Origin of the sequence: Falsiroseomonas sp. (assembly GCF_041690465.1) — a bacterium.
Taxonomy (GTDB): Bacteria; Pseudomonadota; Alphaproteobacteria; order Acetobacterales; family Acetobacteraceae; genus Falsiroseomonas.
The window spans coordinates 37,097-56,235 of record NZ_JAWLHG010000001.1 but is presented as its reverse complement, the minus strand read 5'-3'; the positions used below and the strand labels follow the sequence as shown (position 1 = coordinate 56,235).

Below are 19,139 nucleotides of genomic sequence, written 5' to 3'. Positions count from 1 at the left end.
GGCTCAGGCAACCGGGCCGGTAATTCGGCCCGTGAGGATCCGGAAGCTCGTCACGGCTCAAGTTTAGCCGCGTCGGCGGCCTCCGGGAAGTCCTCTTCCGCCGGGTGCTTCCTGCCGCGCTCCATGACGATCTTCTGGTGCGGGTAGGGGATCTCGATGCCGAGCTTGTCGAAGCGCTGCTTGATCCGCCGGTTGAACTCGCGGCCGATGTTCCACCGCGCCATCGGGTCGGTCTTCACCCGGGTGCGGATCACCACGCCGGAATCGGCCAGCCGCTCGACGCCCATGATCTCGATGTCGTCGCGCATCACGGCGCCGAACTTCGCGTCCGCCCGGATCTCGGCCGAAACCTCGCGCAGCACCTCGGTCACGCGGTCGGTGTCCTCGCCATAGGCGACGCTGATGTCGAGCACCGCGAAGGAGAAGTCGCGCGTCATGTTGGTGACCGTCGTCACCGCGCTGAACGGGATGATGTGCACGCTGCCATCCAGCGCGCGCAGCTTGATCGAGCGGATGGAGAGCTGCTCCACCACCCCCGACAGGCCGCCCACCTGCACCACGTCGCCGACCGCCATCGCATCCTCGAACAGCAGGAAGGCGCCGGTGATGACGTCGCGCACCAGCGTCTGCGAGCCGAAGCCGACTGCAAGGCCGACCACGCCGGCGCCGGCGATCAGCGGCGCGACGTTCACGCCGATCTCGGTCAGCACGTTGAGCGCGACGAAGACCAGGATGGTGATCGCCAGCAGCGTGCGCAGCATCGGCAGCAGGGTGCGCACGCGGGCCGAGCGGGCGGCCTGCGCATCGCGCGAGAGCCTGGCCAGGTGGCGCTCGATGGCGGCGTTCGCCAGCTCCCACACCGTGATCGCCACCAGCACCGTCAGGCCAATCGAGACAAGCGAGGCGATCAGCCGCGCACCGAGCTGGCCGCGGCCGAACCAGCCGAAGCTGTCGAGCCCCCAGGCTTCCAGCAGGAACAGCAGCGCGACCACGCCGATCAGGCCGCTCACCAGCCCCTTCAGCAGAGGCAAATAGCGATTGGCGCGCGCCTCCAGCCCGGGATAGCGGCGCGCCATGTCCGGCCCGATGCGGAAGCCGCGCCCGATCGCACGGCGCAGCAGCTCATCGGCCAGCTTCGCCAGACCGACGATCAGGATGGTCATGGCCGAGACGCGGATCAGCCGCTCGAAGCCGTCGCGCACCTCGAGCGCCCAGACACCCCAGAGCGCCAGCAGCCACAGGATCGCGAGCAGGTGCCAGACATCGGCGAAGCGGTCGCGCACCCCACGGAACAGCCGCCGCGCGCGGTCGGGCCTTTCGTGCTCGGCCAGCGGCGGCGCGCGCAGCACCGCGGCCACGTGGTCCCGGTTCTGCAGGATCACCACCACCAGCAGCAGCGTGACCGCCAGCAGCGAGATCCGCAGGATCGCGTCGTAGGCGCTCCACGGCAGGCCGAACAGCAGCCCGGCCTCGGCGATCGCATAGCCGCCGATCGCCACCACCGCGATCCGCCGCACCCAGACCGTGACATAGGCCGCCGTCTCGTCGATCACCGGCACCAGCCGCAGGTGGGTGGAGGCCGGGGAGAACAGCACGCGCGACAGCGCCATCACCGCGCGCAGCGCCATGTAGGAGTTGTTGGCGGTCAGCAGCACGAGCTCGGTGGTCGGCAGCGGGCGGACGAAGCCGATCATGCCGTAGGAGACGACGGCGAAGGCGGCGATCGGCACGAGGTCCAGCACCAGGCGCGCCAGCACCAGCGGCACGCGGCGCATCCAGGACCAGACGCTGCCATTCTCCGGCGCCATCGTGTCCAGCCGGTCGGACCAGCGGCGCAGCCCGCGGCGGGTGAGCCATTCGGCCAGCAGGCCGAGGCCGAACAGCAGCGCCAGCTTCCAGGCGGCATCGGCGACGCGCGCCTGGGTCACGGGGTCGCGCGCCACGCCGGCGGCCCAGCCGGCGATGCCCCGCAGATCGGTGGCGGCCTCGGCGGCGGTGACCAGGCCGTCGGTCAGCGCCTGCAGCCGCTGCGACGCGCCCATCAGCAGCTGCGCGCCGAGCGTGTTGGGCGCGAGCAAGGCCGGCTCCGCCGCGGCCGGCGCCGCGGGCGGGGTCTCGGCGGCCGGCGCGCCCGGTGCGGCCGGCACTGCCGGTGCGGTCGGCGTGGCCGGCGCCGCGGCGGCGGGCGCGGACGCTGCCGGCGCGGAGGCCGGCGGGACGCGCTGCGCCGACTCCAGCGCGCGCAGCAGCTCCGCGCGGCGCGCATCGTCGCGCAGCACCTCGATCAGTCGCTGCAGCTCCGGCGCCGGGGCGGCGGCCGCCGAAGCCGGGGCCGGGGCGGGGGTCGCGGGGCGGGGCGCCGGCTGCGGGGCCTGGGCCAGCGCACCGGCCGCAGCCACCCCGAGCAGGAGGACCAGGGCGAGGAGACGGAGAAGAACCATGCCGGGGGTGAACCCCGGCCCCTCTCGCCGGTCAACCCTTGCGTTCGTGGCGCAGTGTTGCGGTGCAGCACGCCCGGGCACAGGATGCCGCCCGTGAACGCCGCTGGCCCTTCCCTTCCCGTGCTCATGCTGGCCCTGCTCGCGGTGCATTTGGCCGGGATGGGGGGGTTCCTGACGGTGCCGGTGCTGGCGCCGGCCATCGCCGCCGAGATCGGGCTGCCGGCCAGCCTGGCCGGGCTGCACACCGCGCTGGTCTATGCCGGGGCGCTGGTCACCGGGCCGCTGACCGGGCCGCTGGTGCGCCGGCATGGCGGCGTGCGGGTGCTGCAGGCGGGGCTGGTGGTGCTCGGCCTCGGCATCGCGCTGGCGGCGGTGGGGCAACCCTGGGCGCTGGTGGTCTCCGCCCTGGTGGCGGGGATGGGCCACGGGCCGGTGACGCCCGGCAGCAGCCACCTGATCGCCGCCCGCACCCCGCCACGGCGGCGCGCGCTGGTGTTCAGCCTGAAGCAGGCCGGCGTGCCGGCCGGGGCGATGCTGGTCTCCGCCGCGGCGCCGGTGATCGCCTTCCTCTACGGCGATTGGCGGGCCGGCGTGCTGGCGATGTCGGCCACCGCCTTCATCATCGCGCTCTCGCTGGAGCCGATCCGCGCCCCGCTCGATGCCGGGCGGGATCCGCGTGCCGGTGGCGCCGGGCTCGGCGCCCTGGCGCGCGAGGCGGCGGGCTCGCTCGGCCTGCTGCGCACCGACCGGGCGCTGCTTCACCTCACCGTGATGTCCTGCGGCTACGGCGTGGCGCAGTTCTGCTTCCTGACCTTCTTCGTGGCCTTCCAGGTGGCGACGATGGGCGTCTCCATGGCGGAGGCCGGGCTGTGGCTGGCGATCGGGCAGGCCGGCGGCGTGGTGGGCCGGATCGCCTGGGCGCTGATCGCCGACCGCATCGGCGCGCGCGGCGTGCTGGTGGCCTGCGGGCTGCTGGCCGCGGCGGCCGGCCTGGTGCTGGCGGCGGTCGGGCCGGGCTGGCCCGGCTGGGTGGTGCTGCTGGCCGGGATCGTCATGGGGGTGACGGCGGTGGGCTGGAACGGCGTGATGCTGGCCGAGGCCGCGCGCATCGCCCCGCCCGGCCAGGTGGGCGGGGCGACGGCGGCGCTCTCCTTCGCCTTCGCCCTGACCATGCTGGTGGCGCCGCCGGCCTTCTCCGGCCTGGTGATGGCGACGGGCGGCTATTCGGCGGGGTTCCTGCTCTGCGTGGCGGCGACGCTGGTCGGCGCGCTGGCCATCGCCACCGGGCCGCGCCGTTGACCCGGCGCGCGCGGGTGCCATGTTGAGCCGATGACGACGATCCTGATGGTGCTGGTGGTGGTCTCCATGCTGGCCACGCTCGGCGTGATGTTCGCGGGCATGCTCGGCCTGGTGCGCAACGAGACAGCGGGCGGCGCGCGGTCCAACGCGCTGATGCGCTGGCGGGTGATCCTGCAGTTCGTGACGATCGGTCTGTTCCTCCTGCTGCTGCTGGTCATGCGGGGGTGAGCGGCGCCGCGCGCACCTGCCTTGCCCGGCCACGCCCCCCGCCCTATGGTCCGCCCCGTTTCGCGGCCGCAGGAGCGGCCGGCGTGGCGGCGGCCTGCGCCCTGCCGCGGGTGAGCCCTTTCAGGGTCTGAGCTAGGGATCCGGCAGCCGATGAAGATCCTCGTCCCCGTCAAGCGGGTGGTGGACTACAACGTGAAGGTGCGCGTCAAATCGGACGGCACCGGCGTCGAGACGGCCAACGTCAAGATGTCCATGAACCCCTTCGACGAGATCGCCGTCGAGGAAGCGGTGCGCCTGAAGGAGAAGGGCGCGGCGACCGAGATCGTCGCCGTCTCCATCGGCCCGGCCGCCGCCGCCGAGCAGATCCGCACCGCGCTCGCCATGGGCGCGGACCGCGGCATCCTGGTGGAGGCGGAGGGCACGGTCGAACCGCTCGCCGTCGCCAAGATCCTGAAGGCGCTGGTCGCCAAGGAATCGCCGCAGCTGGTGCTGATGGGCAAGCAGGCGATCGACGACGACATGAACGCCACCGGCCAGATGCTCGCCGCCCTGATGGGCTGGCCGCAGGGCACCTTCGCCAGCAAGGTGGAGCTCGCCGATGGCGGCGTGAAGGTGACGCGCGAGGTGGATGGCGGCCTCGAGACGGTGGCGCTGAAGCTGCCGGCGATCGTCACCGCAGACCTGCGGTTGAACGAGCCGCGCTACGCCTCGCTGCCCAACATCATGAAGGCGCGCAAGAAGCCGGTGGAGAACGTCAAGCCCGGGGATCTCGGCGCGGACGTGACCCCGCGCCTGACCGTGCTGAAGGTGGAGGAGCCGCCGAAGCGCCAGGCCGGCGTGAAGGTGGGCTCCGTGCAGGAGCTGGTGGACAAGCTCCGCAACGAGGCGAAGGTGATCTGAGATGGCGGTTCTCGTCCTTGCCGACCGGTCCGGTCCGGCCGTCTCCCAGCCCACGCGCAGCGCCGTCGCGGCGGCGCAGAAGCTTGGCGGCGACATCCATGTCCTCGTCCTCGGCGCCGAGGGCGCGGAGGCGGCGGCGAAGCTGCCTGGCGTGGCCAAGGTGCTGGTGGCGAACGGCCCGGCCTATGAGCACGGCCTGGCGGAGCCCGCCGCGGCGCTGATCGTGGCGATGGCCACCGGCTACTCGCACCTGCTCGCGCCGGGTTCGGCGATGGGCAAGAACATCATGCCCCGCGTCGCCGCCCTGCTCGACATGCAGGTGATCAGCGACGTCGCGGGCGTCGAGGGTGCCGACACCTTCCGCCGGTTCATCTATGCCGGCAATGCGCTGGCGACCGTGAAGACCTCCGACGCGACCAAGGTGATGACCGTCCGCGCCGCCTCCTTCGACCCGGTCGCCGCCGAGGGCGGCAGCGCCGCGATCGAGGACGCGCCGAACGCGGACGATCCGGGCCTTTCCTCCTTCGTCGGCGCCGAGATCGCCAAGCTGGAGCGGCCGGAGCTCACCGCCGCGCGCATCGTCGTCTCCGGTGGCCGCGCGATGGGCTCGGCGGAGAACTTCAAGATCCTGGAAGGCGTTGCCGACAAGCTCGGCGCGGCCATCGGCGCCTCTCGCGCGGCGGTGGATGCGGGCTATGCGCCGAACGACATGCAGGTCGGCCAGACCGGCAAGATCGTGGCGCCGGAGCTCTACATGGCCTTCGGCATCTCCGGCGCGATCCAGCACCTGGCCGGCATGAAGGACAGCAAGGTGATCGTCGCCGTGAACAAGGACGAGGAGGCGCCGATCTTCCAGGTGGCTGATTACGGCCTGGTCGGTGACGTCTTCAAGGTGATCCCGGAGCTCGAGGCCGAGCTCGCCAAGAAGTAGCCGCCAGCGCTTCGGCGAAGGCGTTCGGCGCCGGCGGCGGGCCCTTCTCGGGCAAGCCCCGGCGCTTTTCGTTGAAGGGGAATGTTGCATGGCCAACATCGAGAAACTCGGCGTGGTCGGCGCCGGCCAGATGGGCAACGGCATCGCGCATGTCGCGGCGCAATCCGGCATCAAGGTGCTGCTGCAGGACGTGGCCGCCTCCGCCCTCGACAAGGCGATGGCCACCATCGCGAAGAACATGGACCGCCAGGTGCAGAAGGGCACGCTGACGCAGGCCGACCGCGACGCCGCGATCGCCCGCATCGCGCGCACCACGGATGCCAAGGCGTTCGGCGAATGCGACCTGGTGATCGAGGCGGCGACCGAGAACGAGGAGGTGAAGAAGAAAATCTTCGCCGCCCTCTGCCCGGTGCTGCGCAAGGATGCGCTGCTCGCCACCAACACCTCCTCCATCCCGATCACGCGGCTGGCGGCGGCGACGGACCGGCCGGGGCGCTTCGTCGGCATGCATTTCTTCAACCCGGTGCCGATGATGAAGCTGGTCGAGGTCATCCGCGGCCTCGCCACCGAGGAGGCCACCGTGCAGGCGGTGGCGCAGCTCGCCGAGCGGATGGGCAAGACCGTGGCCTTCGCCGCCGATTACCCCGCCTTCATCGTCAACCGCATCCTGGTGCCGATGATCAACGAGGCCGTCTTCGCGCTGCAGGAAGGTGTGGGCGACGTCGCCTCGATCGATGCCGGCATGAAGCTCGGCTGCAACCACCCGATGGGCCCGCTGGAGCTGGCGGATTTCGTCGGCCTCGATGTCTGCCTCGCGGTGATGGAGGTGATGCATCGCGGCCTCGGCGATTCGAAATACCGCCCCGCGCCGCTGTTGCGCACCTATGTCGAGGCCGGCTGGCTCGGCCGGAAGTCGGGCAAGGGTTTCTACGACCACGGCACGACGCCCCCGACCCCGACGCGCTGATGCGCATCGCGCATCTGGCCGCCGCCGTCGAGCATCTGCGCCCGGCGCGCGCGGCGGATGCCTATGCCGGCCGCGAGAGCCTCACCTTCCTGCGCCTGCGCGTGACGACCGAGGACGGGCTGGTCGGCCACGGCGTCACCGGCCGCTTCCTGGCGGAGAGCGTCGCCGCGCTGCTCAACGGCCCGGTGGCGGAAGCGCTGCGCGGCCAGGACGCCATGGCGCAGGAGGCGGCGCGCACGCTGCTCGCGCGGAAGCTGAACCCGCGCAGCGCGACGGGCGTCTTCGTCTCGGCGCTCTCGGCGCTGGATCTCGCGCTTTGGGACCTGAAGGGCAAGGCGCTCGGCCAGCCGGTGGCGCGGCTGATCGGCGGCGCGCGCGAGGCCGTCCCTGCCTATGCCACCGCCGGCCTGCCCGCCTTCACCGAGGCCGAGCTGGTCGCCGCCTGCGAGGCCGCCCTGGCCGAAGGCTTTGCCGGCGTGAAGATCATCGTCGGCGCCGGCCGTGGCCTCGCCGAGGACGCCGCGCGCATCCGCGCCGTCCGCCGTGCCATCGGCGATGCGCCGCTCATGCTCGACGCGAATTGCGGCTTCACCGTCGCGGAGGCGAAGCGGCTGGCGCAGCGCGTCGCCGACTGCGACATCGCCTTCTTCGAGGAACCGGTGCGCGACAACGACATCGCGTCCCTCGCCGAGCTGCGCCGCGCCACGGCCATCCCGCTCGCCTCCGGCCAGATGATCCAGTCCGTCGCCTGGTTCCGCGATGCGCTGGCGGCCGGCGCGCTCGACATCATCCAGCCCAACGCCGCCTTCTGCGGCGGCCTGACCGCCATGCTGCGCATCCTGGCGCTGGCCGAGGCGCATGGCGTGCCCGTGACGGGCGCCGGCGGCTTCGAGGCCGCGAACCTGCCCGCCATGGCCGGCCACGCCCATGGCGGCATGCTGGAGGTGCACGGCGCCCACGCCGCGCTGCGCGACCGCTTCGCCGCGCATCCAACCCTGTCGAAAGGGCGGCTGGTCGTGCCTGACGCACCCGGCCTCGGCTTCGCGCTCGCCGACTGACGGCGCGGCTACGAATCGTCGCGGGCGTCCGTGTAGCGCGGCAGCCCGTCCGCCAGCCGCACCCAGCCGAGCTGCGTCGCCGTGCGCGTGTGGTCGCGCGGCGGCACCGCCTCCGGGTCGTCGAGGCTGGCGGTGGTGACGTCCACCTCCTCCGGGAAGTCCCGGCTCTCGAAGGTCAGCGGCGTGCCGCAGCGCGGGCAGAAGCTGCGCTCCGCCCAGGTGCTGGAGGCGTAGCGCGCCGGCGCGCCGGCGACGAAGCGCAAGCCCTCGCGGCGCACCGTGAACCAGCCCACCATCGGCGCACCGGAGGCGCGGCGGCACATCGAGCAGTGGCAGACCGTCTCGTGGAACGGCGCCCCGCTCGCCTCGTAGCGGACGCCGCCGCACAGGCAGCCGCCGGTGAGCATCGCGAAGCGGCGCTCAGGCCGGCTTGCGGAACGCCACCTTGTCGTTCTCGCCCGCCTTCGGCGGCTCGCCGGTCATGCGCGACTTCACATAGCCATAGGCGTGCACGAAGGTGGAGGAGGGCGCGTCCCAGTATTCCGCACCTTCCATCTCCACCTTGAGCAGCGCCGCCTTCGGATCCTCCGGCCCGCCGGGGAACCAGGTGCGCAGCGGCTCCGACCACAGTTCCTTCTGCTTCGCCGGATCACGGATCACCTGCGCGGTGCCGGAGATCGCGACGTAGTTCTGGTCGTTCGGGTCGGCATAGGCCAGCAGCACGCGGTCATCGTGCTGGATCTCGTCCGTCTTCGGGCTGGGCTGGCTGGTGAAGAACCACAGCGTGCCGGAGAAATCCTTGGTCGAGACGGCACGCATCGGCCGGCCGCGCATGTGGCCCTGCTCGTCCAGCGTCACCATCATGGCGACCTGCACCTCGCGGATCATTTCCCAGACCTTGTTCCGCGCCGCCTGGTCAGTCCGTGTCTCCACCATCTCGGTCTCTCCCTTCGGGGTCGAGGCCCGGAACGGCGGGCGCGGCGTGGGGTTCCGGCGCGCCTGCGGGTTGCGCGGCGCGCCGCTTCCGCCATCTTCGCGGCATGACCGGCATTCCCAAGGCGGCGGCGCGCCAGGCGAAACGTGTGGCGCGCTACTACTGCTCGCTCGACCGCCTCTCCTGGTTCCATGAGCGGCGCGCCGAGGCCGGCCATGGCGCCCTGCCGGTGCACCGCGCGCTGGCCGATCCGGCAGGTGGCGCGCCTTCGCCCTTCGTCATCCACCAGCTGATGCTGGAGGGGCTGGACCTGCCGCTCGCGCCGCGCGTGCTGGATGCCGGCTGCGGCTATGGCGCGACCATGCTGGACCTCGCGCCGCAACTCGGCGGCGACTGGACCGGGCTGACGCTTTCCGCCGTGCAGGCCGCGCGTGGCATGGCGGAGGTCGCCGCCCGTGGCCTCACGGGCCGGGTGCGCATCGAGGTCCGCTCCTACGACGCGCCGTTGCCCGGGCAATACGACCTCGCCTATGGCATCGAGAGCCTGATCCACAGTGCCGACCCCGCACGGACCGTGGCGAACCTCGCCGCCGGGCTCGCCCCCGGCGGCCATCTCGTGATCGTGGACGACATGCCCGAGGCGCGGCTGCCGGCCGAGGCCGCCGCCCGGATGGACCGCTTCCGCCGCTTCTGGCGCTGCCCCGTGGCGCCGACGCGGGAGGGCTGGATCGCCGCCTGCACCGCCGCCGGGCTCGATCTGGTGGCGGAGCGCGACCTCAACCCGCTGCTTCGGGTGCGCGGCATGGATGAGCTGGCGCCGCGCCTCGCCGCGCTGGAACGCCGCGCCCGCCTGCCTCGGCTGCTCGGCCTCGGGGTGCGGCTGGAGGCGGAGATCGGCGGCCTGCTGCTGGAGACGCTGCAGACCGAGGGGTTCGTGCGCTACCGCGTGCTCGCCGCGCGCAAGCGCTGAGCCTTCACGCCGCGCGGCGAGCGGCGATGGCTTCCAGCGCGCGGTCCACCAGCGCCATCGTCGCCGCATCCTGGTGGAAGGCGAAGGCCGCGCCATCCTCGGTGTGGCGCACCAGCCGCGCGGCGACGGCCTCGGCAGCGCCCGGCAGCGCCACGCGCACCGCCGTCCCCATGCGCAGGTGATCGAGCGCGCCGCGCAGCCACACGCCGCCGCGGCCGATGTTGGCGATGCGCGCGGCGATCTCCCTCCGGCCGGCGGCGACGCTCGCCGGTGTCTCATTGCCCGCGATGCGCTCGTCCCTGCGCCGCTCCTGCACCCCGGGCAAGTCCGAGAGAAAGGCGTCGGGCTCGGAGACCAGGATGCGCGCCTCCTCCTCCGGCACCGGCGCCGGCAGTTCCGGCAGCCCCGGGGCCTCCTCGATCGTTCGCGCCGCCTCGCCGGTCCCGCGCTCCGCGAAGGGTGCCCCGCGGACCTCGCGCGCGACCTCCTGGAGCGAGGCGGCCAGCTGGGCGGCAGCGGTGGCGACAGCGGAAAGGTCAGGCGACACCACGATCATGCCCCTCCCCAGGATCGGCAGCTCGGCCAGGCGATGCAGCATGCCAGTGGTTTCCGTCGCGGTCTCACCCCGGTATCCACCGCCGCGGTGAACGGCGGGTAAAGCCGCCGGCTGGCGGCGCGCGCCGGGCTTGGCTAGCGTGCCGCCCATGCCGCACCCCATGATCCGCACCGAGCGCGAGGGCGAGATCGCCCTCGTCATCATCGACCGCCCCGCCAAGCGCAACGCGCTCGACCTGCCGATGTGGATTGCGCTGGCCGAGGCGATGGAGGCGGCCTCCGCCGACGACACGCTGCGCTGCGTGGTGATCCGCGGCGCGGGCGAGGTGGCGTTCAGCGCCGGCGCCGACATCGGCGCCTTCGGCGGGGAACGCGGCACCCCGGAACGTGAGGCGGTGTATGGGCGGGAGCTCACGCGTTCCTTCCAGTCCATCCGGCGCTGCGTCCATCCGGTGGTGGCCGCCTGCCGCGGCTGGACCATGGGCGGCGGCTGCGGCATCGCGACGATGGCGGATTTCCGCATCGGCGGCCCGGCCACCCGCATGGGCATCCCGGCGCGCAACCTCTCGATCTTCTACCACCCGGGCGAGCTGGACCCGATCCTGCAATCGGTCGGCTACTGGGTGGCCTGCGAGATGCTGATCGAGGGCCGCGTGCTGACCGGCGAGGAAGCCTTCCAGAAGGGCCTGCTCACCCGCCTGGTGCCGGACGAGGAGGTGCAGGCGGAAGCGATGGCGATGGCGCACCGCATCGCCCAGGGCGCGCCGCTGTCGAACCGCTACCACAAATCCATGCTGCAGAAGCTGCGCGGCCCGTTGCCGCTGAACGAGGGCGACCTCGCCGCCGTCAACGGCTTCGCCTACACCGAGGACTTCCACGAGGCCACGCGCGCCTTCCTGGAGAAGCGCAAGCCGGCCTGGAAAGGGCGCTGAGCGCATGCGGCATCTGCGGATCGACGGCTACGACATCGCCTTCGTCGAGCAGGGCAGCGGACCGCCGGTGCTGCTGGTGCATGGCTCGCTGAGCGACCTGCGGCACTGGGCGCCGCAGATGCCGAGCTTCGCGGCGGCCGGCTTCCGGGCCATCGCGCCGAGCCTGCGGCACTTCTGGCCGGAGCACTGGGACGGCAGCGGCGGCGGCTTCACCATCGACCGGCATGTCGCCGACCTCGCCGGCTTCATCGCCGCGCTCGGCACCGGACCGGTGCACCTGGTCGGCCATTCGCGTGGCGGGCACATCGCCTTCCGCATCGCCGAACGGCACCCCGGGCTGGTGCGCCGCCTGGTGCTCGCCGAGCCCGCCGGCGTGCTGGACGCAACGCTGCTGCCGCCGGGCACGCAGCCGGCGAGCTATGCCGATCTGATCGGCGGGGCCGTCGAACTGGTCCGCCGCGGGGAGGTGGAGGCCGGGCTGCGCAGCTTCGCCGAATACACCGGCGGGCCAGGGGCCTGGGAGCGCCGGACCGAGGAGCGCAGGCAGTTCGCCCGCGACAACGCCATGACCCTGCTCGGCCAGCTCGGCGAGGGCCGGAAACCCTATGAACGCGCCGCCGCCGAATCCATCCGCGCGCCGACGCTGCTCGTCGGCGGCGCCCTGACGCAGCCCGCCTTCACCAGGGTGCTGGATGCGCTGGAGGGCGCCATCCCCGGAGCCCGGCGGGCCAGCATTCCCGACGCCGGCCATTCGATGAGCCGCGACAACCCCGCCGCGTTCGACGCCGCGGTGCTGGACTTCCTGCGCGCGACTTGAAGCGCCGTGCCGGAATTCCGGCCTGCGGCATGACGCAGCCAGGCGCCGGGTCGGGGCGCTGCCCTGACCGCCGGCGTGGGCGGGCACGAGTTCGCCAGAATTCGTGCGCGCCGCATTAAGCGCTTCTTAACCCAGGCCGCCGATCCTGGCGGCAACATGGCCACGCCCGACCTCCAGCAGCTTGACGTCTTCGTGGCGACCCTGCCGGAGCGGGCGCGCAGCTTCGCCGAATGCGGGGTGGCGGTGCCCTTCACCACGCCGATGCTCGCCGCGGCCCGGCTGCGCCGGCTGCCCGGCAAGGCGCCGGAACTGGTGCTGCCGCCGCTCGGCGGCCGCGGCAGCTATGTGCTGGGCTGGGACTCCTGCCTCGGCCTCTCGCCCACGCTGCACGACCGCGCGCTGTGGCCGCGCCTCGCCTCCCTGCCGGTGCTGACGCCGGCCACGATCCGCGCGGCGGCGCGCGAGGTCGCTGCCCAGGGCCTCGCCGGCCGCGCCGCGCAGGCGGCGGCGCTGGCCGCGCGACAGGCGCAGGCGACCCTGCGCGCCGGGCTGGAGGCCCGATTCGCGGCCGCCACCTCGCCGGCCGAGGCGCTCGCCGAGGCGCTGGCCGAAACCGGCCCGGATGGCGGGCCGAGCACGCCCGTCGCGGCCCGGCTCGACGCGCTCTCCGCCTTCGCCGAGGCGGCGACCGCCCAGGCGCTGGCCGCCAGCGAACCCACCGATCGCGAGACAGCGCGGCTGGTCGCCTCGGCGGCGCAGCTGGCGCTGGCCGCGGCACGCGCCAGCCTCGCCGCGCTGCGCCAAGCGGTCGAGCCCTTGCAGGCCACGCCCTCCGACCCCGCCGCGGTCGCGCGGGTCGTGCTGCTCGCGGCTCGGCCGGATTGGCTGCTGGACGGCTGGTGGCGGCCGGCCGCGCTCGCGCGGCTGGCGCCGGGCAGCCTTGCCGCGCTGCTGCGCGAGGTCCTGCTCGCTCTGCCGGTCGCGCCCTTCGAGGCGGAGGAATGGTGGTCCTCGGCCGGCGGCTGGGACGCGATCCTGCGCGGCCGTGCCCGCCTGGCGCCGCGCGCGCTGCGGGGCGGCGAGGCGCGGGTGGAGATGGTGGCGCGGCTGGAAGCAATGCGGGCGGTGGCGGCATGAACATGTTGGGCGCGGATGCACGGGCGGTGCGCGCGGCGCTGGCCGGCGCGCCGGATGCCAAGCTGGGGCGGATCGTCGGCATGCTCGACAGCCTGCTCGACCGCAAGACCGTGGACGAGCTGCTGGAGCCGGTGCGCGGCCGGCTGCGCTGGCTGCGCCCGGCCCGGCCGCTGCGCTTCCCCCGCCTGCTGGCGATGCCGCTGGAAGGCGCGCTGGTGGCGCCGAACGCCTGGACGCGCGCCGCGGAGGAGATCCCGCGTAGCGCCATAACGCCGCTGGCCGCCGCCGTGCAGCGCCAGCTCGGCGAGCTGGCGGAGGAGGTCGAGATGCGCGGCTGCGGCCATACCGTGGCCAACACCGCGCTGGTCGGCCAGCTCGGCGCCCGGCTGTGGAGGATGGCGGGCGCGGTGGAACTGGCCGCGCCCCTGCCCGGCTGGCGGGAGGCGGGGCTGCCTGCTGAGGCGGCCGCCCCGATCCTCGCCCTGGCCGGCGCGCTGTGGCGGCACGGCGCGGCGCTCTGGGATGCCCGGATGGCCGGCGCCGGGGGGCCGCCGGAGGCGCTGCTGCGCGCCACCCTCACCCCGCTCGCGAAGGAAGGCCCGGCGGCGCTGGCGGCCGCAATGGCGCTGCTGATGCACCATGCCGAGGCACCGGCCCGCGTCGCCGCGGTGGCCGCCGCGCTCAGCCCCGCCGTCGCGCCGCTGGCCGAGCGGGCGCTGGAGGCCGACCTGGTCGAGCACGGCGTCGCCCTCCGCGAGGCCGACATGCTGCACCTGGTCGAGGCCGCGGCGGGGCTGCAACGGCGGCTGGCCGATGCCGAGGCGGCGGAGACGCCGGCCAATCGCGAGGCCCGCCGGCGGCTCGTCGCCCGGCTTCGCAGCGAGGGCGCCGAGGCCTGCCAGGCGCGCTTCGCGCAGGCGCTGCGCGAGACGGTGCTGGAGCCGGCCGAGCGGCTCGCCGCCACGCCGCGCGCCAGCGATGCCGCGGTGGCGGCGCTGGAAGCCACGGCGCGCGAGCTGCGCCGGCTGGCCACGGCCGGCCGCGGCCTCGGTGAGGCCGGCGACTGCGCCCCGGCGGTGGCCGCGGCGATGCCGCGCCTGCGCGCCCTGGCTGCCGCCCCCGGCGGGCTCGGCCGGGTGGAGGTGGCGCGGCTGGCGGAGATCCTGGCCGGGCCGGAAGCCGCCTTGCCGCTGCTCGGCCGGTAGGCCGCCGCCCCGCTATTCGCCGGCGTCGGGCTTCTGACCCTCCACGCCCTCGCTGCCGGCGCGCCAGCGATGGGTGGAGGCGCCGAAGGCGACCAGCTTGCCCTCGGCGTCGAACACCTCGGTGCGGCAGAAGAAGATGTTGCGCCCGCGCGTGACCACCTTGCCCTCCGCCACCAGCCTGCCCCCGGCGGCCACCTGGCCGGTGAAGCGGCAATCCAGGTCGAGCGTCACGGCGCGGCGGACATTGCCCGGCACGCTGCACCACAGCCCCGCATAGGCCGCGCCCTGGTCGATCAGCGAGAGCATCACGCCGCCATGCACGATGCCCGACCGGTTGGTGTGCCGCGGCCCGACCGCGCAGCCGATGCGCGCGAAGCCGTCGCGCCATTCCAGCAGCTCGATGCCGAGCAGCTCGTGGAACGGTGCGGGGTACGGGTCGAGCGTCGCGGGGGATGGTGTGTCGGTCATGGCCCGCCCCCTGCCGTCCTGGCGCCTTGCGGTCAAGCCGCCGCCGCAGCATCTGCCGGCGGCAGGATGAGGGGCGCGACATGGCGGAGACCTGGCCGGAGCGGGTGGAGCTGGATGCGGCGGGCGACGTGGCGCTGCCGGCCGAGCAGGCGGCGCGGCTGCTCGGCGTCCCGCTCGACGACTTCCTCGCCGATCTGCGCGCCGGCGTGGTGTATTCGGTGGTCGAGCGCGGCGAGGGCGAGGATGCCGGAACCCTGCGCCTGACGCTCCGCCGCCGCGCCACCAGCCGCGTGCTGGTGGTGGAGGCGGCGACGGGGCGGGTGATCCGCCCGGCGTGATCAGCCGATCTGCAGGTTCTGCAGGCTCTCCTCCAGTTCCTGGAAGCTCGGCATCGAATGGGTGGGCGCCATCTTGCGGCCGGTCTCCACCGCCACCTGCGGCGCGTTGCCGTGCAGATGCGCGACCAGCACGGCGCGGATGACCTCGAGGTACTTGGCCTCCTCCTCCACCACGCCCTTCAGCCGCGTCGCCAGCGGTCCCATCAGGCCATAGGCCAGCAGCACGCCGAGGAAGGTGCCGACCAGCGCGCCGCCGATCATCTTGCCCAGCACCGCCGGCGGCTGGTCGATCGAGCCCATCGTCTTGATCACGCCGAGTACGGCGGCGACGATGCCGAGCGCGGGCAGCGCATCGGCAATGCTCTGCAAAGCGTGGGAGGGGTGCATCTCCTCCTCCTTCACCTTCTTCAGCTCCCGCGCCATCACGTCCTCGATCTGGTGCGGGTCGTCGGCGTTCATGCCGATCATGCGCAGGTAGTCGCAGATCAGCGTGACGGCGTGGTGGTCGGCGGCGATCTTGGGGAACTTCTGGAAGGCCGGGCTTTCCTGCGGGCGCTCGATATGCACCTCGAGCGCCATTGCGCCCTTCTGCTGCGCCAGCCGGACGAACCAGTAGAGCAGCGACAGGATCTCCACATAGTCCGACTTGTGGTACCTGCCGCCCTTCATGATCTTCCCGAAGCCGCCCATCGTGTGCTTGATGTCGTGCATGCTGTTCGACATCACGAAGGCACCCACCGCCGCGCCGCCGATCATCATGAATTCGAAGGCGAGAGTGGAGAAGATGATGCCGAACTTGCCGCCGGCGATCAGGTAGCCGCCGAACACCATCACCAGCAGGAAGACGAAGCCGCCGATCGTCATCATGGCGTGGCGACTCCCGCACGCGGCCCGGCGCCGGCTTCCTGCGTCGTGGCGGGCGGCGGCTCGCGCAGCAGGGTGATGGCGACGCGGCGGTTCGCCGCGGCGTTCGGATCCTCGGGCAGCAGCGGCTGGCGCTCCGCATAACCGGCGACGCTCTGGATGCGGGATTCCGGCAGGCCCGCTTCGGCCAGCAGGCGGCGCGTGGCATTGGCGCGCTCGGCCGAAAGATCCCAGTTGGACCGCTCCACGCCGCCGCGGAACGGCGTGGCATCGGTGTGCCCGGTGATGGCGACAGGGTTGGAGAGCCGGTTCGCCACCTGCGCGACGCGCGCGATCAGCGCCCGCGCGCGTTCATTCGGCGTGGCGCCGCCAAGCGCGAACATCGGCACGCCTTCGGCATCGAGAAGCTGGATGCGCAGGCCTTCCCTCGTCTGCTCGATCAGCAGCTGGCGGCCGAGATCGGCCAGCGCCGGATCCTCGGCGACCACGCGCCTGATCTCCTCGGCGGCGCGCTCGAAGGCGGCGCGTTCGCGCCGCTCGTGCTCGGCGCGGAGCTCGGCATCGGAGAGGCGGCGCGGGTCCGTCGCCTCCCGCGGATCCTCTTCCCCTGGCGGCGCGTCCGGTCGCGCGGTGCGCACGCGCCGCGGCTCCGCCTCCTCATCCTCGCCATCCGGCCCGGCGCGCAGCGGCACCGGGCGGGCGGGGACGTTGCTGTCATCCTCCACCTCGACATCCGGCAACACCGGCAGCGCGCCGCGCTGCACCGTGACCGCGCCGGCATCCTGCGTCATCTGTTCGGAGCTGTGCGGCGTGCGGCCGCCGAACGGCTCGCCGGAGCCGGTCTGGTTGCGGCCCATCACGTTGGTCGGCGCGAAATAGTCGGCGATGCCCTTGCGCTGTTCCTCCGTGGTGGCGTTCAGCAGCCACATCAGCAGGAAGAACGCCATCATCGCCGTGACGAAGTCGGCATAGGCGACCTTCCAGGCCCCGCCATGGTGCCCGTCGCCGCCTTCCTCGACCTTCTTCAGGACGATCGTCGTCCCGGCGTTGCGACCCTTTGCCATCCCGTCCGTGAATGCGGCTGCCCGCCGCAGGGTATGGGGGCAGCCGGTTAAGCGGCGGCAAACGGAGGTGTCAGAAGATGAAGTCGGCCGCCACTACGCTGGCCAGGCCGGCGAGCTCGATGGCGAAATCGGCGCCGGCATTGCCGTCCACATGTCCCTGCACGATCACGCCCGTCCCGCTGGCGTACCAGCGGAGGCTGCCGGCCCCGACATTCTCCAGCGGGTTCCAGGCGGCGAAGGAGGTGAAGGCGTCGTTGTCGCCATCGCTCGTGTTCGCATCCATGCCGGACAGGTCCACCCGGTCGCCCGCCGCGCGGTTGAAGTCGCGGATGATGTCGCGGGTGCCGGCCGCGGTCCCGCTGTGGAGGTGCGAGCTGAAGGCGAAGCGGTCGGCGCCGCTGCCGCCCCAGAGCTCGTCGGTGCCGGAGCCGCCGTTCAGCGTATCCGCGCCGCCCGCCCCCTCCAGCGTATCCGCGCCAAAGCCGCCGACGATCACGTTCGCCAGGCCGTTGCCCGTGCCGGTCGTGGCGAGCCCGGTCAGCGTCAGGTTCTCGAGACCGGCGCCGAGCGTGAAGCTGGTGGAGGCCATCACCAGGTCCACGCCACCATCGGCGATCTCGATCAGCAGGTCGCCGTCGGAGTCCACCTGGTAGAGGTCGTTGCCCGCACCGCCTTCCAGCGTATCGGCACCGCTGCCGCCATCCAGCGTGTCGGCACCGTTCCCGCCGGACAGGCTGTCGGCGCCCTCGTTGCCGTAGAGCTCGTCATTGCCCTCGCCGCCCTCCAGCGTGTCGGTGCCATCGCCGCCGAACAGCTTGTCGAACTCGGCGCCGCCGCTGAGCAGGTCATCGCCTTCGCCGCCGGACAGGAAGTCCACGCCGTCCTCTCCATGCAGCGTGTCGTCGCCTTCCTCCCCGTACAGCCGATCGGTGCTGCCGCCGGCATGGACGACGTCGTTGCCCTCGCCGAGCCACATCCACTCGAAGCCGCCGAAGGAGGTCACGTGGTCGTCGGCGTGGCCGGAGGCGAGGTCTCGGCCATAGATGAAGCTGTCGCCGTAGCCGGTGACGCGGTATGCCAGCGACAGCTCCGGCGCGCCGAGGATGTCGAAGCCGGCCAGGGTGAAGGTGCCGCTGCCGTCGAGCACGAGCTGCGCGCCCCAGGGCTCGGCCAGCGCGTCCCAGTCCAGCTCGATCCGCTCGATCGGCAGCAGTTGCGTAGCCTTGAGCAGCAGCGAGGTGGCTCGCTCGAAGCGGATCGCCTCGATGCCGGAGACCTGCGCACTGCCGAGGTCCGAGGCGGCGGTACCGGCGTGCCGCAGCACCAGCGTGTCGTCGCCGGCGCCGCCGTCGATCAATTCGCCCGGCTCGATATCGAGCTGACTGGCGAGGACGATGCGGTCGTCGCCCGCGCCGGCGCGGATCACGTCGCGGCTGCCGCCGCCGATCAGCTCGTCATTGCCGGCGCCGCCCAGCAGCACGTCGCGCCCGCTGCCGCCTTCGAGCGTATCATGGCCGCCCTGGCCCTCCAGCCGGTCATGGCCGCCACCGCCGGAGATGAGATCGTTGCCGTTGAAGCCCTGGATGTTGTCCGCGCCGGCGCCGCCGGTCAGCACGTCGTGCCCGTTCAGCAGCAGCGGCCGCAGATCCTCCGCCGCGCGCAGGATGGACGAGGCGCGGCTGAAGCCGTCCAGCGTCGCCACCGGCGAGAGGTCGGGCGCGAGGATGGTGAGGGAGGTGATCGCGCCGGTGGCCGGCAGCTCCTCCCCGTCATAGGTGAAGTTCCGCCCGCCGATCACGACGCGCCCGCCGGCCAGCGGGCCGTCGAGGATGATGAACTCGGCGCCGGTGGGCGTCCCTCCCTCCAGCCGGTCGAGCCCTGGCCAGGCGGAGAGCGGCAGGGTGAGCCCGGGGAAGGAGTTGTGGATCGTCAGCGTGGCCATGATGCGGCGTCTCCGGTTGCGTGGGAGCCGCCTTTTCGTGCCCGGGCGTTTCGATTCGACGTCGCATGTTGCACGACCGCTTCGCGCCG

20 protein-coding genes are annotated in these 19,139 nt (G+C 73.0%); 12 read left to right on the top strand and 8 right to left on the bottom strand.

Translation table 11 applies throughout. The features are described 5' to 3' along the window. Positions 1 to 50 precede the first annotated feature (50 nt). Positions 51 to 2,441 (bottom strand): mechanosensitive ion channel family protein, encoded by a 2,391-nt coding sequence (locus ACESM1_RS00275; protein ID WP_372616739.1) that lies wholly within the window; start codon positions 2,439 to 2,441, stop codon positions 51 to 53. Between the two features lie 93 nt (positions 2,442 to 2,534). Here ACESM1_RS00275 and ACESM1_RS00270 point away from each other — a divergent pair, with 93 nt between their 5' ends. The 6 genes from ACESM1_RS00270 to ACESM1_RS00245 all read left to right on the top strand — a co-directional run bounded on the left by ACESM1_RS00270 (position 2,535) and on the right by ACESM1_RS00245 (position 7,824). Continuing rightward, the gene (locus ACESM1_RS00270) at positions 2,535 to 3,740 is read left to right on the top strand and encodes an MFS transporter (protein ID WP_372616738.1); all 1,206 of its coding nucleotides are present in this window, start codon (positions 2,535 to 2,537) and stop codon (positions 3,738 to 3,740) included. Between the two features lie 30 nt (positions 3,741 to 3,770). Continuing rightward, the gene (locus ACESM1_RS00265) at positions 3,771 to 3,968 is read left to right on the top strand and encodes a twin transmembrane helix small protein (RefSeq protein ID WP_372616737.1); all 198 of its coding nucleotides are present in this window, start codon (positions 3,771 to 3,773) and stop codon (positions 3,966 to 3,968) included. Positions 3,969 to 4,118: 150 nt separating this feature from the next. Continuing rightward, on the top strand, positions 4,119 to 4,868 hold the full coding sequence (locus ACESM1_RS00260; protein WP_372616736.1) for an electron transfer flavoprotein subunit beta/FixA family protein: 750 nt from the start codon (positions 4,119 to 4,121) through the stop codon (positions 4,866 to 4,868). A gap of 1 nt (position 4,869) precedes the next feature. After that, entirely contained in the window at positions 4,870 to 5,799 is a 930-nt protein-coding gene (locus tag ACESM1_RS00255) for an electron transfer flavoprotein subunit alpha/FixB family protein (protein ID WP_372616735.1), read from the top strand. 88 nt (positions 5,800 to 5,887) lie between these two features. Continuing rightward, positions 5,888 to 6,766, top strand: a complete 879-nt coding sequence (locus ACESM1_RS00250) for a 3-hydroxybutyryl-CoA dehydrogenase (RefSeq protein ID WP_372616734.1) — start codon at positions 5,888 to 5,890, stop codon at positions 6,764 to 6,766. Then, a complete protein-coding gene (locus tag ACESM1_RS00245; RefSeq protein WP_372616733.1) occupies positions 6,766 to 7,824 on the top strand; it encodes a mandelate racemase/muconate lactonizing enzyme family protein in 1,059 nt (352 codons plus the stop codon). Before ACESM1_RS00250 ends, ACESM1_RS00245 begins: the two co-directional genes overlap by 1 nt. An 8-nt stretch (positions 7,825 to 7,832) precedes the next feature. Here the strand turns inward: ACESM1_RS00245 and ACESM1_RS00240 are convergent, their stop codons facing one another. Further along, positions 7,833 to 8,231 (bottom strand): GFA family protein, encoded by a 399-nt coding sequence (locus ACESM1_RS00240; RefSeq protein ID WP_372616732.1) that lies wholly within the window; start codon positions 8,229 to 8,231, stop codon positions 7,833 to 7,835. Positions 8,232 to 8,244: 13 nt separating this feature from the next. Next, complete coding sequence (locus tag ACESM1_RS00235; protein ID WP_372616731.1) at positions 8,245 to 8,760, bottom strand: pyridoxamine 5'-phosphate oxidase family protein; 516 nt, start codon at positions 8,758 to 8,760, stop codon at positions 8,245 to 8,247. A 104-nt stretch (positions 8,761 to 8,864) separates the two neighbouring features. Here ACESM1_RS00235 and ACESM1_RS00230 point away from each other — a divergent pair, with 104 nt between their 5' ends. Continuing rightward, on the top strand, positions 8,865 to 9,728 hold the full coding sequence (locus ACESM1_RS00230; protein WP_372616730.1) for an SAM-dependent methyltransferase: 864 nt from the start codon (positions 8,865 to 8,867) through the stop codon (positions 9,726 to 9,728). Positions 9,729 to 9,732: 4 nt separating this feature from the next. Here ACESM1_RS00230 and ACESM1_RS00225 read toward each other — a convergent pair whose 3' ends face one another. Further along, entirely contained in the window at positions 9,733 to 10,326 is a 594-nt protein-coding gene (locus tag ACESM1_RS00225) for a PilZ domain-containing protein (RefSeq protein ID WP_372616729.1), read from the bottom strand. A 106-nt stretch (positions 10,327 to 10,432) separates the two neighbouring features. On the opposite strand from ACESM1_RS00225, the gene ACESM1_RS00220 reads away from it, so the two are divergent. From ACESM1_RS00220 to ACESM1_RS00205, 4 genes are all read left to right on the top strand, one after another. Further along, positions 10,433 to 11,215 carry an enoyl-CoA hydratase/isomerase family protein gene (locus tag ACESM1_RS00220; protein ID WP_372616728.1) on the top strand — a complete coding sequence of 261 codons (783 nt, stop codon included), beginning with the start codon at positions 10,433 to 10,435 and terminating at the stop codon, positions 11,213 to 11,215. Positions 11,216 to 11,219: 4 nt separating this feature from the next. Next, positions 11,220 to 12,032 (top strand): alpha/beta fold hydrolase, encoded by an 813-nt coding sequence (locus ACESM1_RS00215; RefSeq protein ID WP_372616727.1) that lies wholly within the window; start codon positions 11,220 to 11,222, stop codon positions 12,030 to 12,032. A 156-nt stretch (positions 12,033 to 12,188) separates the two neighbouring features. Continuing rightward, on the top strand, positions 12,189 to 13,169 hold the full coding sequence (locus ACESM1_RS00210; protein ID WP_372616726.1) for a hypothetical protein: 981 nt from the start codon (positions 12,189 to 12,191) through the stop codon (positions 13,167 to 13,169). Next, complete coding sequence (locus tag ACESM1_RS00205) at positions 13,166 to 14,374, top strand: hypothetical protein (protein ID WP_372616725.1); 1,209 nt, start codon at positions 13,166 to 13,168, stop codon at positions 14,372 to 14,374. The genes ACESM1_RS00210 and ACESM1_RS00205 overlap by 4 nt, the downstream gene beginning before the upstream one ends. A gap of 12 nt (positions 14,375 to 14,386) precedes the next feature. On the opposite strand, the gene ACESM1_RS00200 is transcribed toward ACESM1_RS00205, so the two are convergent. Then, positions 14,387 to 14,842, bottom strand: a complete 456-nt coding sequence (locus ACESM1_RS00200; RefSeq protein WP_372616724.1) for a PaaI family thioesterase — start codon at positions 14,840 to 14,842, stop codon at positions 14,387 to 14,389. 80 nt (positions 14,843 to 14,922) lie between these two features. Between ACESM1_RS00200 and ACESM1_RS00195 the strand changes: the two genes are divergently transcribed. Then, positions 14,923 to 15,180 carry a DUF6522 family protein gene (locus ACESM1_RS00195; protein ID WP_372616723.1) on the top strand — a complete coding sequence of 86 codons (258 nt, stop codon included), beginning with the start codon at positions 14,923 to 14,925 and terminating at the stop codon, positions 15,178 to 15,180. Here ACESM1_RS00195 and motA read toward each other — a convergent pair whose 3' ends face one another. From motA to ACESM1_RS00180, 3 genes are all read right to left on the bottom strand, one after another. Next, positions 15,181 to 16,047, bottom strand: coding sequence for a flagellar motor stator protein MotA (gene motA / locus ACESM1_RS00190; protein WP_372616722.1), 867 nt, complete (start codon positions 16,045 to 16,047; stop codon positions 15,181 to 15,183). After that, positions 16,044 to 17,108 carry a flagellar motor protein MotB gene (locus tag ACESM1_RS00185; protein ID WP_372616721.1) on the bottom strand — a complete coding sequence of 355 codons (1,065 nt, stop codon included), beginning with the start codon at positions 17,106 to 17,108 and terminating at the stop codon, positions 16,044 to 16,046. The genes motA and ACESM1_RS00185 overlap by 4 nt, the downstream gene beginning before the upstream one ends. A 70-nt stretch (positions 17,109 to 17,178) precedes the next feature. After that, positions 17,179 to 19,050, bottom strand: coding sequence for a calcium-binding protein (locus tag ACESM1_RS00180; RefSeq protein WP_372616720.1), 1,872 nt, complete (start codon positions 19,048 to 19,050; stop codon positions 17,179 to 17,181). Positions 19,051 to 19,139 lie beyond the last annotated feature (89 nt).

Bases quoted from the DNA above. Each gene is read 5' to 3' on its own strand.
- ACESM1_RS00240 (WP_372616732.1), bottom strand. From the start codon at position 8,231: ATGCTCACCGGCGGCTGCCTGTGCGGCGGCGTCCGCTACGAGGCGAGC.
- ACESM1_RS00220 (WP_372616728.1), top strand. From the start codon at position 10,433: ATGCCGCACCCCATGATCCGCACCGAGCGCGAGGGCGAGATCGCCCTC.
- ACESM1_RS00205 (WP_372616725.1), top strand. From the start codon at position 13,166: ATGAACATGTTGGGCGCGGATGCACGGGCGGTGCGCGCGGCGCTGGCC.
- ACESM1_RS00225 (WP_372616729.1), bottom strand. From the start codon at position 10,326: ATGCTGCATCGCCTGGCCGAGCTGCCGATCCTGGGGAGGGGCATGATC.
- ACESM1_RS00210 (WP_372616726.1), top strand. From the start codon at position 12,189: ATGGCCACGCCCGACCTCCAGCAGCTTGACGTCTTCGTGGCGACCCTG.
- ACESM1_RS00250 (WP_372616734.1), top strand. From the start codon at position 5,888: ATGGCCAACATCGAGAAACTCGGCGTGGTCGGCGCCGGCCAGATGGGC.
- ACESM1_RS00255 (WP_372616735.1), top strand. From the start codon at position 4,870: ATGGCGGTTCTCGTCCTTGCCGACCGGTCCGGTCCGGCCGTCTCCCAG.
- ACESM1_RS00230 (WP_372616730.1), top strand. From the start codon at position 8,865: ATGACCGGCATTCCCAAGGCGGCGGCGCGCCAGGCGAAACGTGTGGCG.
- ACESM1_RS00185 (WP_372616721.1), bottom strand. From the start codon at position 17,108: ATGGCAAAGGGTCGCAACGCCGGGACGACGATCGTCCTGAAGAAGGTC.
- ACESM1_RS00245 (WP_372616733.1), top strand. From the start codon at position 6,766: ATGCGCATCGCGCATCTGGCCGCCGCCGTCGAGCATCTGCGCCCGGCG.
- ACESM1_RS00275 (WP_372616739.1), bottom strand. From the start codon at position 2,441: ATGGTTCTTCTCCGTCTCCTCGCCCTGGTCCTCCTGCTCGGGGTGGCT.
- ACESM1_RS00180 (WP_372616720.1), bottom strand. From the start codon at position 19,050: ATGGCCACGCTGACGATCCACAACTCCTTCCCCGGGCTCACCCTGCCG.
- ACESM1_RS00200 (WP_372616724.1), bottom strand. From the start codon at position 14,842: ATGACCGACACACCATCCCCCGCGACGCTCGACCCGTACCCCGCACCG.
- ACESM1_RS00265 (WP_372616737.1), top strand. From the start codon at position 3,771: ATGACGACGATCCTGATGGTGCTGGTGGTGGTCTCCATGCTGGCCACG.
- ACESM1_RS00260 (WP_372616736.1), top strand. From the start codon at position 4,119: ATGAAGATCCTCGTCCCCGTCAAGCGGGTGGTGGACTACAACGTGAAG.
- ACESM1_RS00195 (WP_372616723.1), top strand. From the start codon at position 14,923: ATGGCGGAGACCTGGCCGGAGCGGGTGGAGCTGGATGCGGCGGGCGAC.
- ACESM1_RS00235 (WP_372616731.1), bottom strand. From the start codon at position 8,760: ATGGTGGAGACACGGACTGACCAGGCGGCGCGGAACAAGGTCTGGGAA.
- motA (WP_372616722.1), bottom strand. From the start codon at position 16,047: ATGATGACGATCGGCGGCTTCGTCTTCCTGCTGGTGATGGTGTTCGGC.
- ACESM1_RS00215 (WP_372616727.1), top strand. From the start codon at position 11,220: ATGCGGCATCTGCGGATCGACGGCTACGACATCGCCTTCGTCGAGCAG.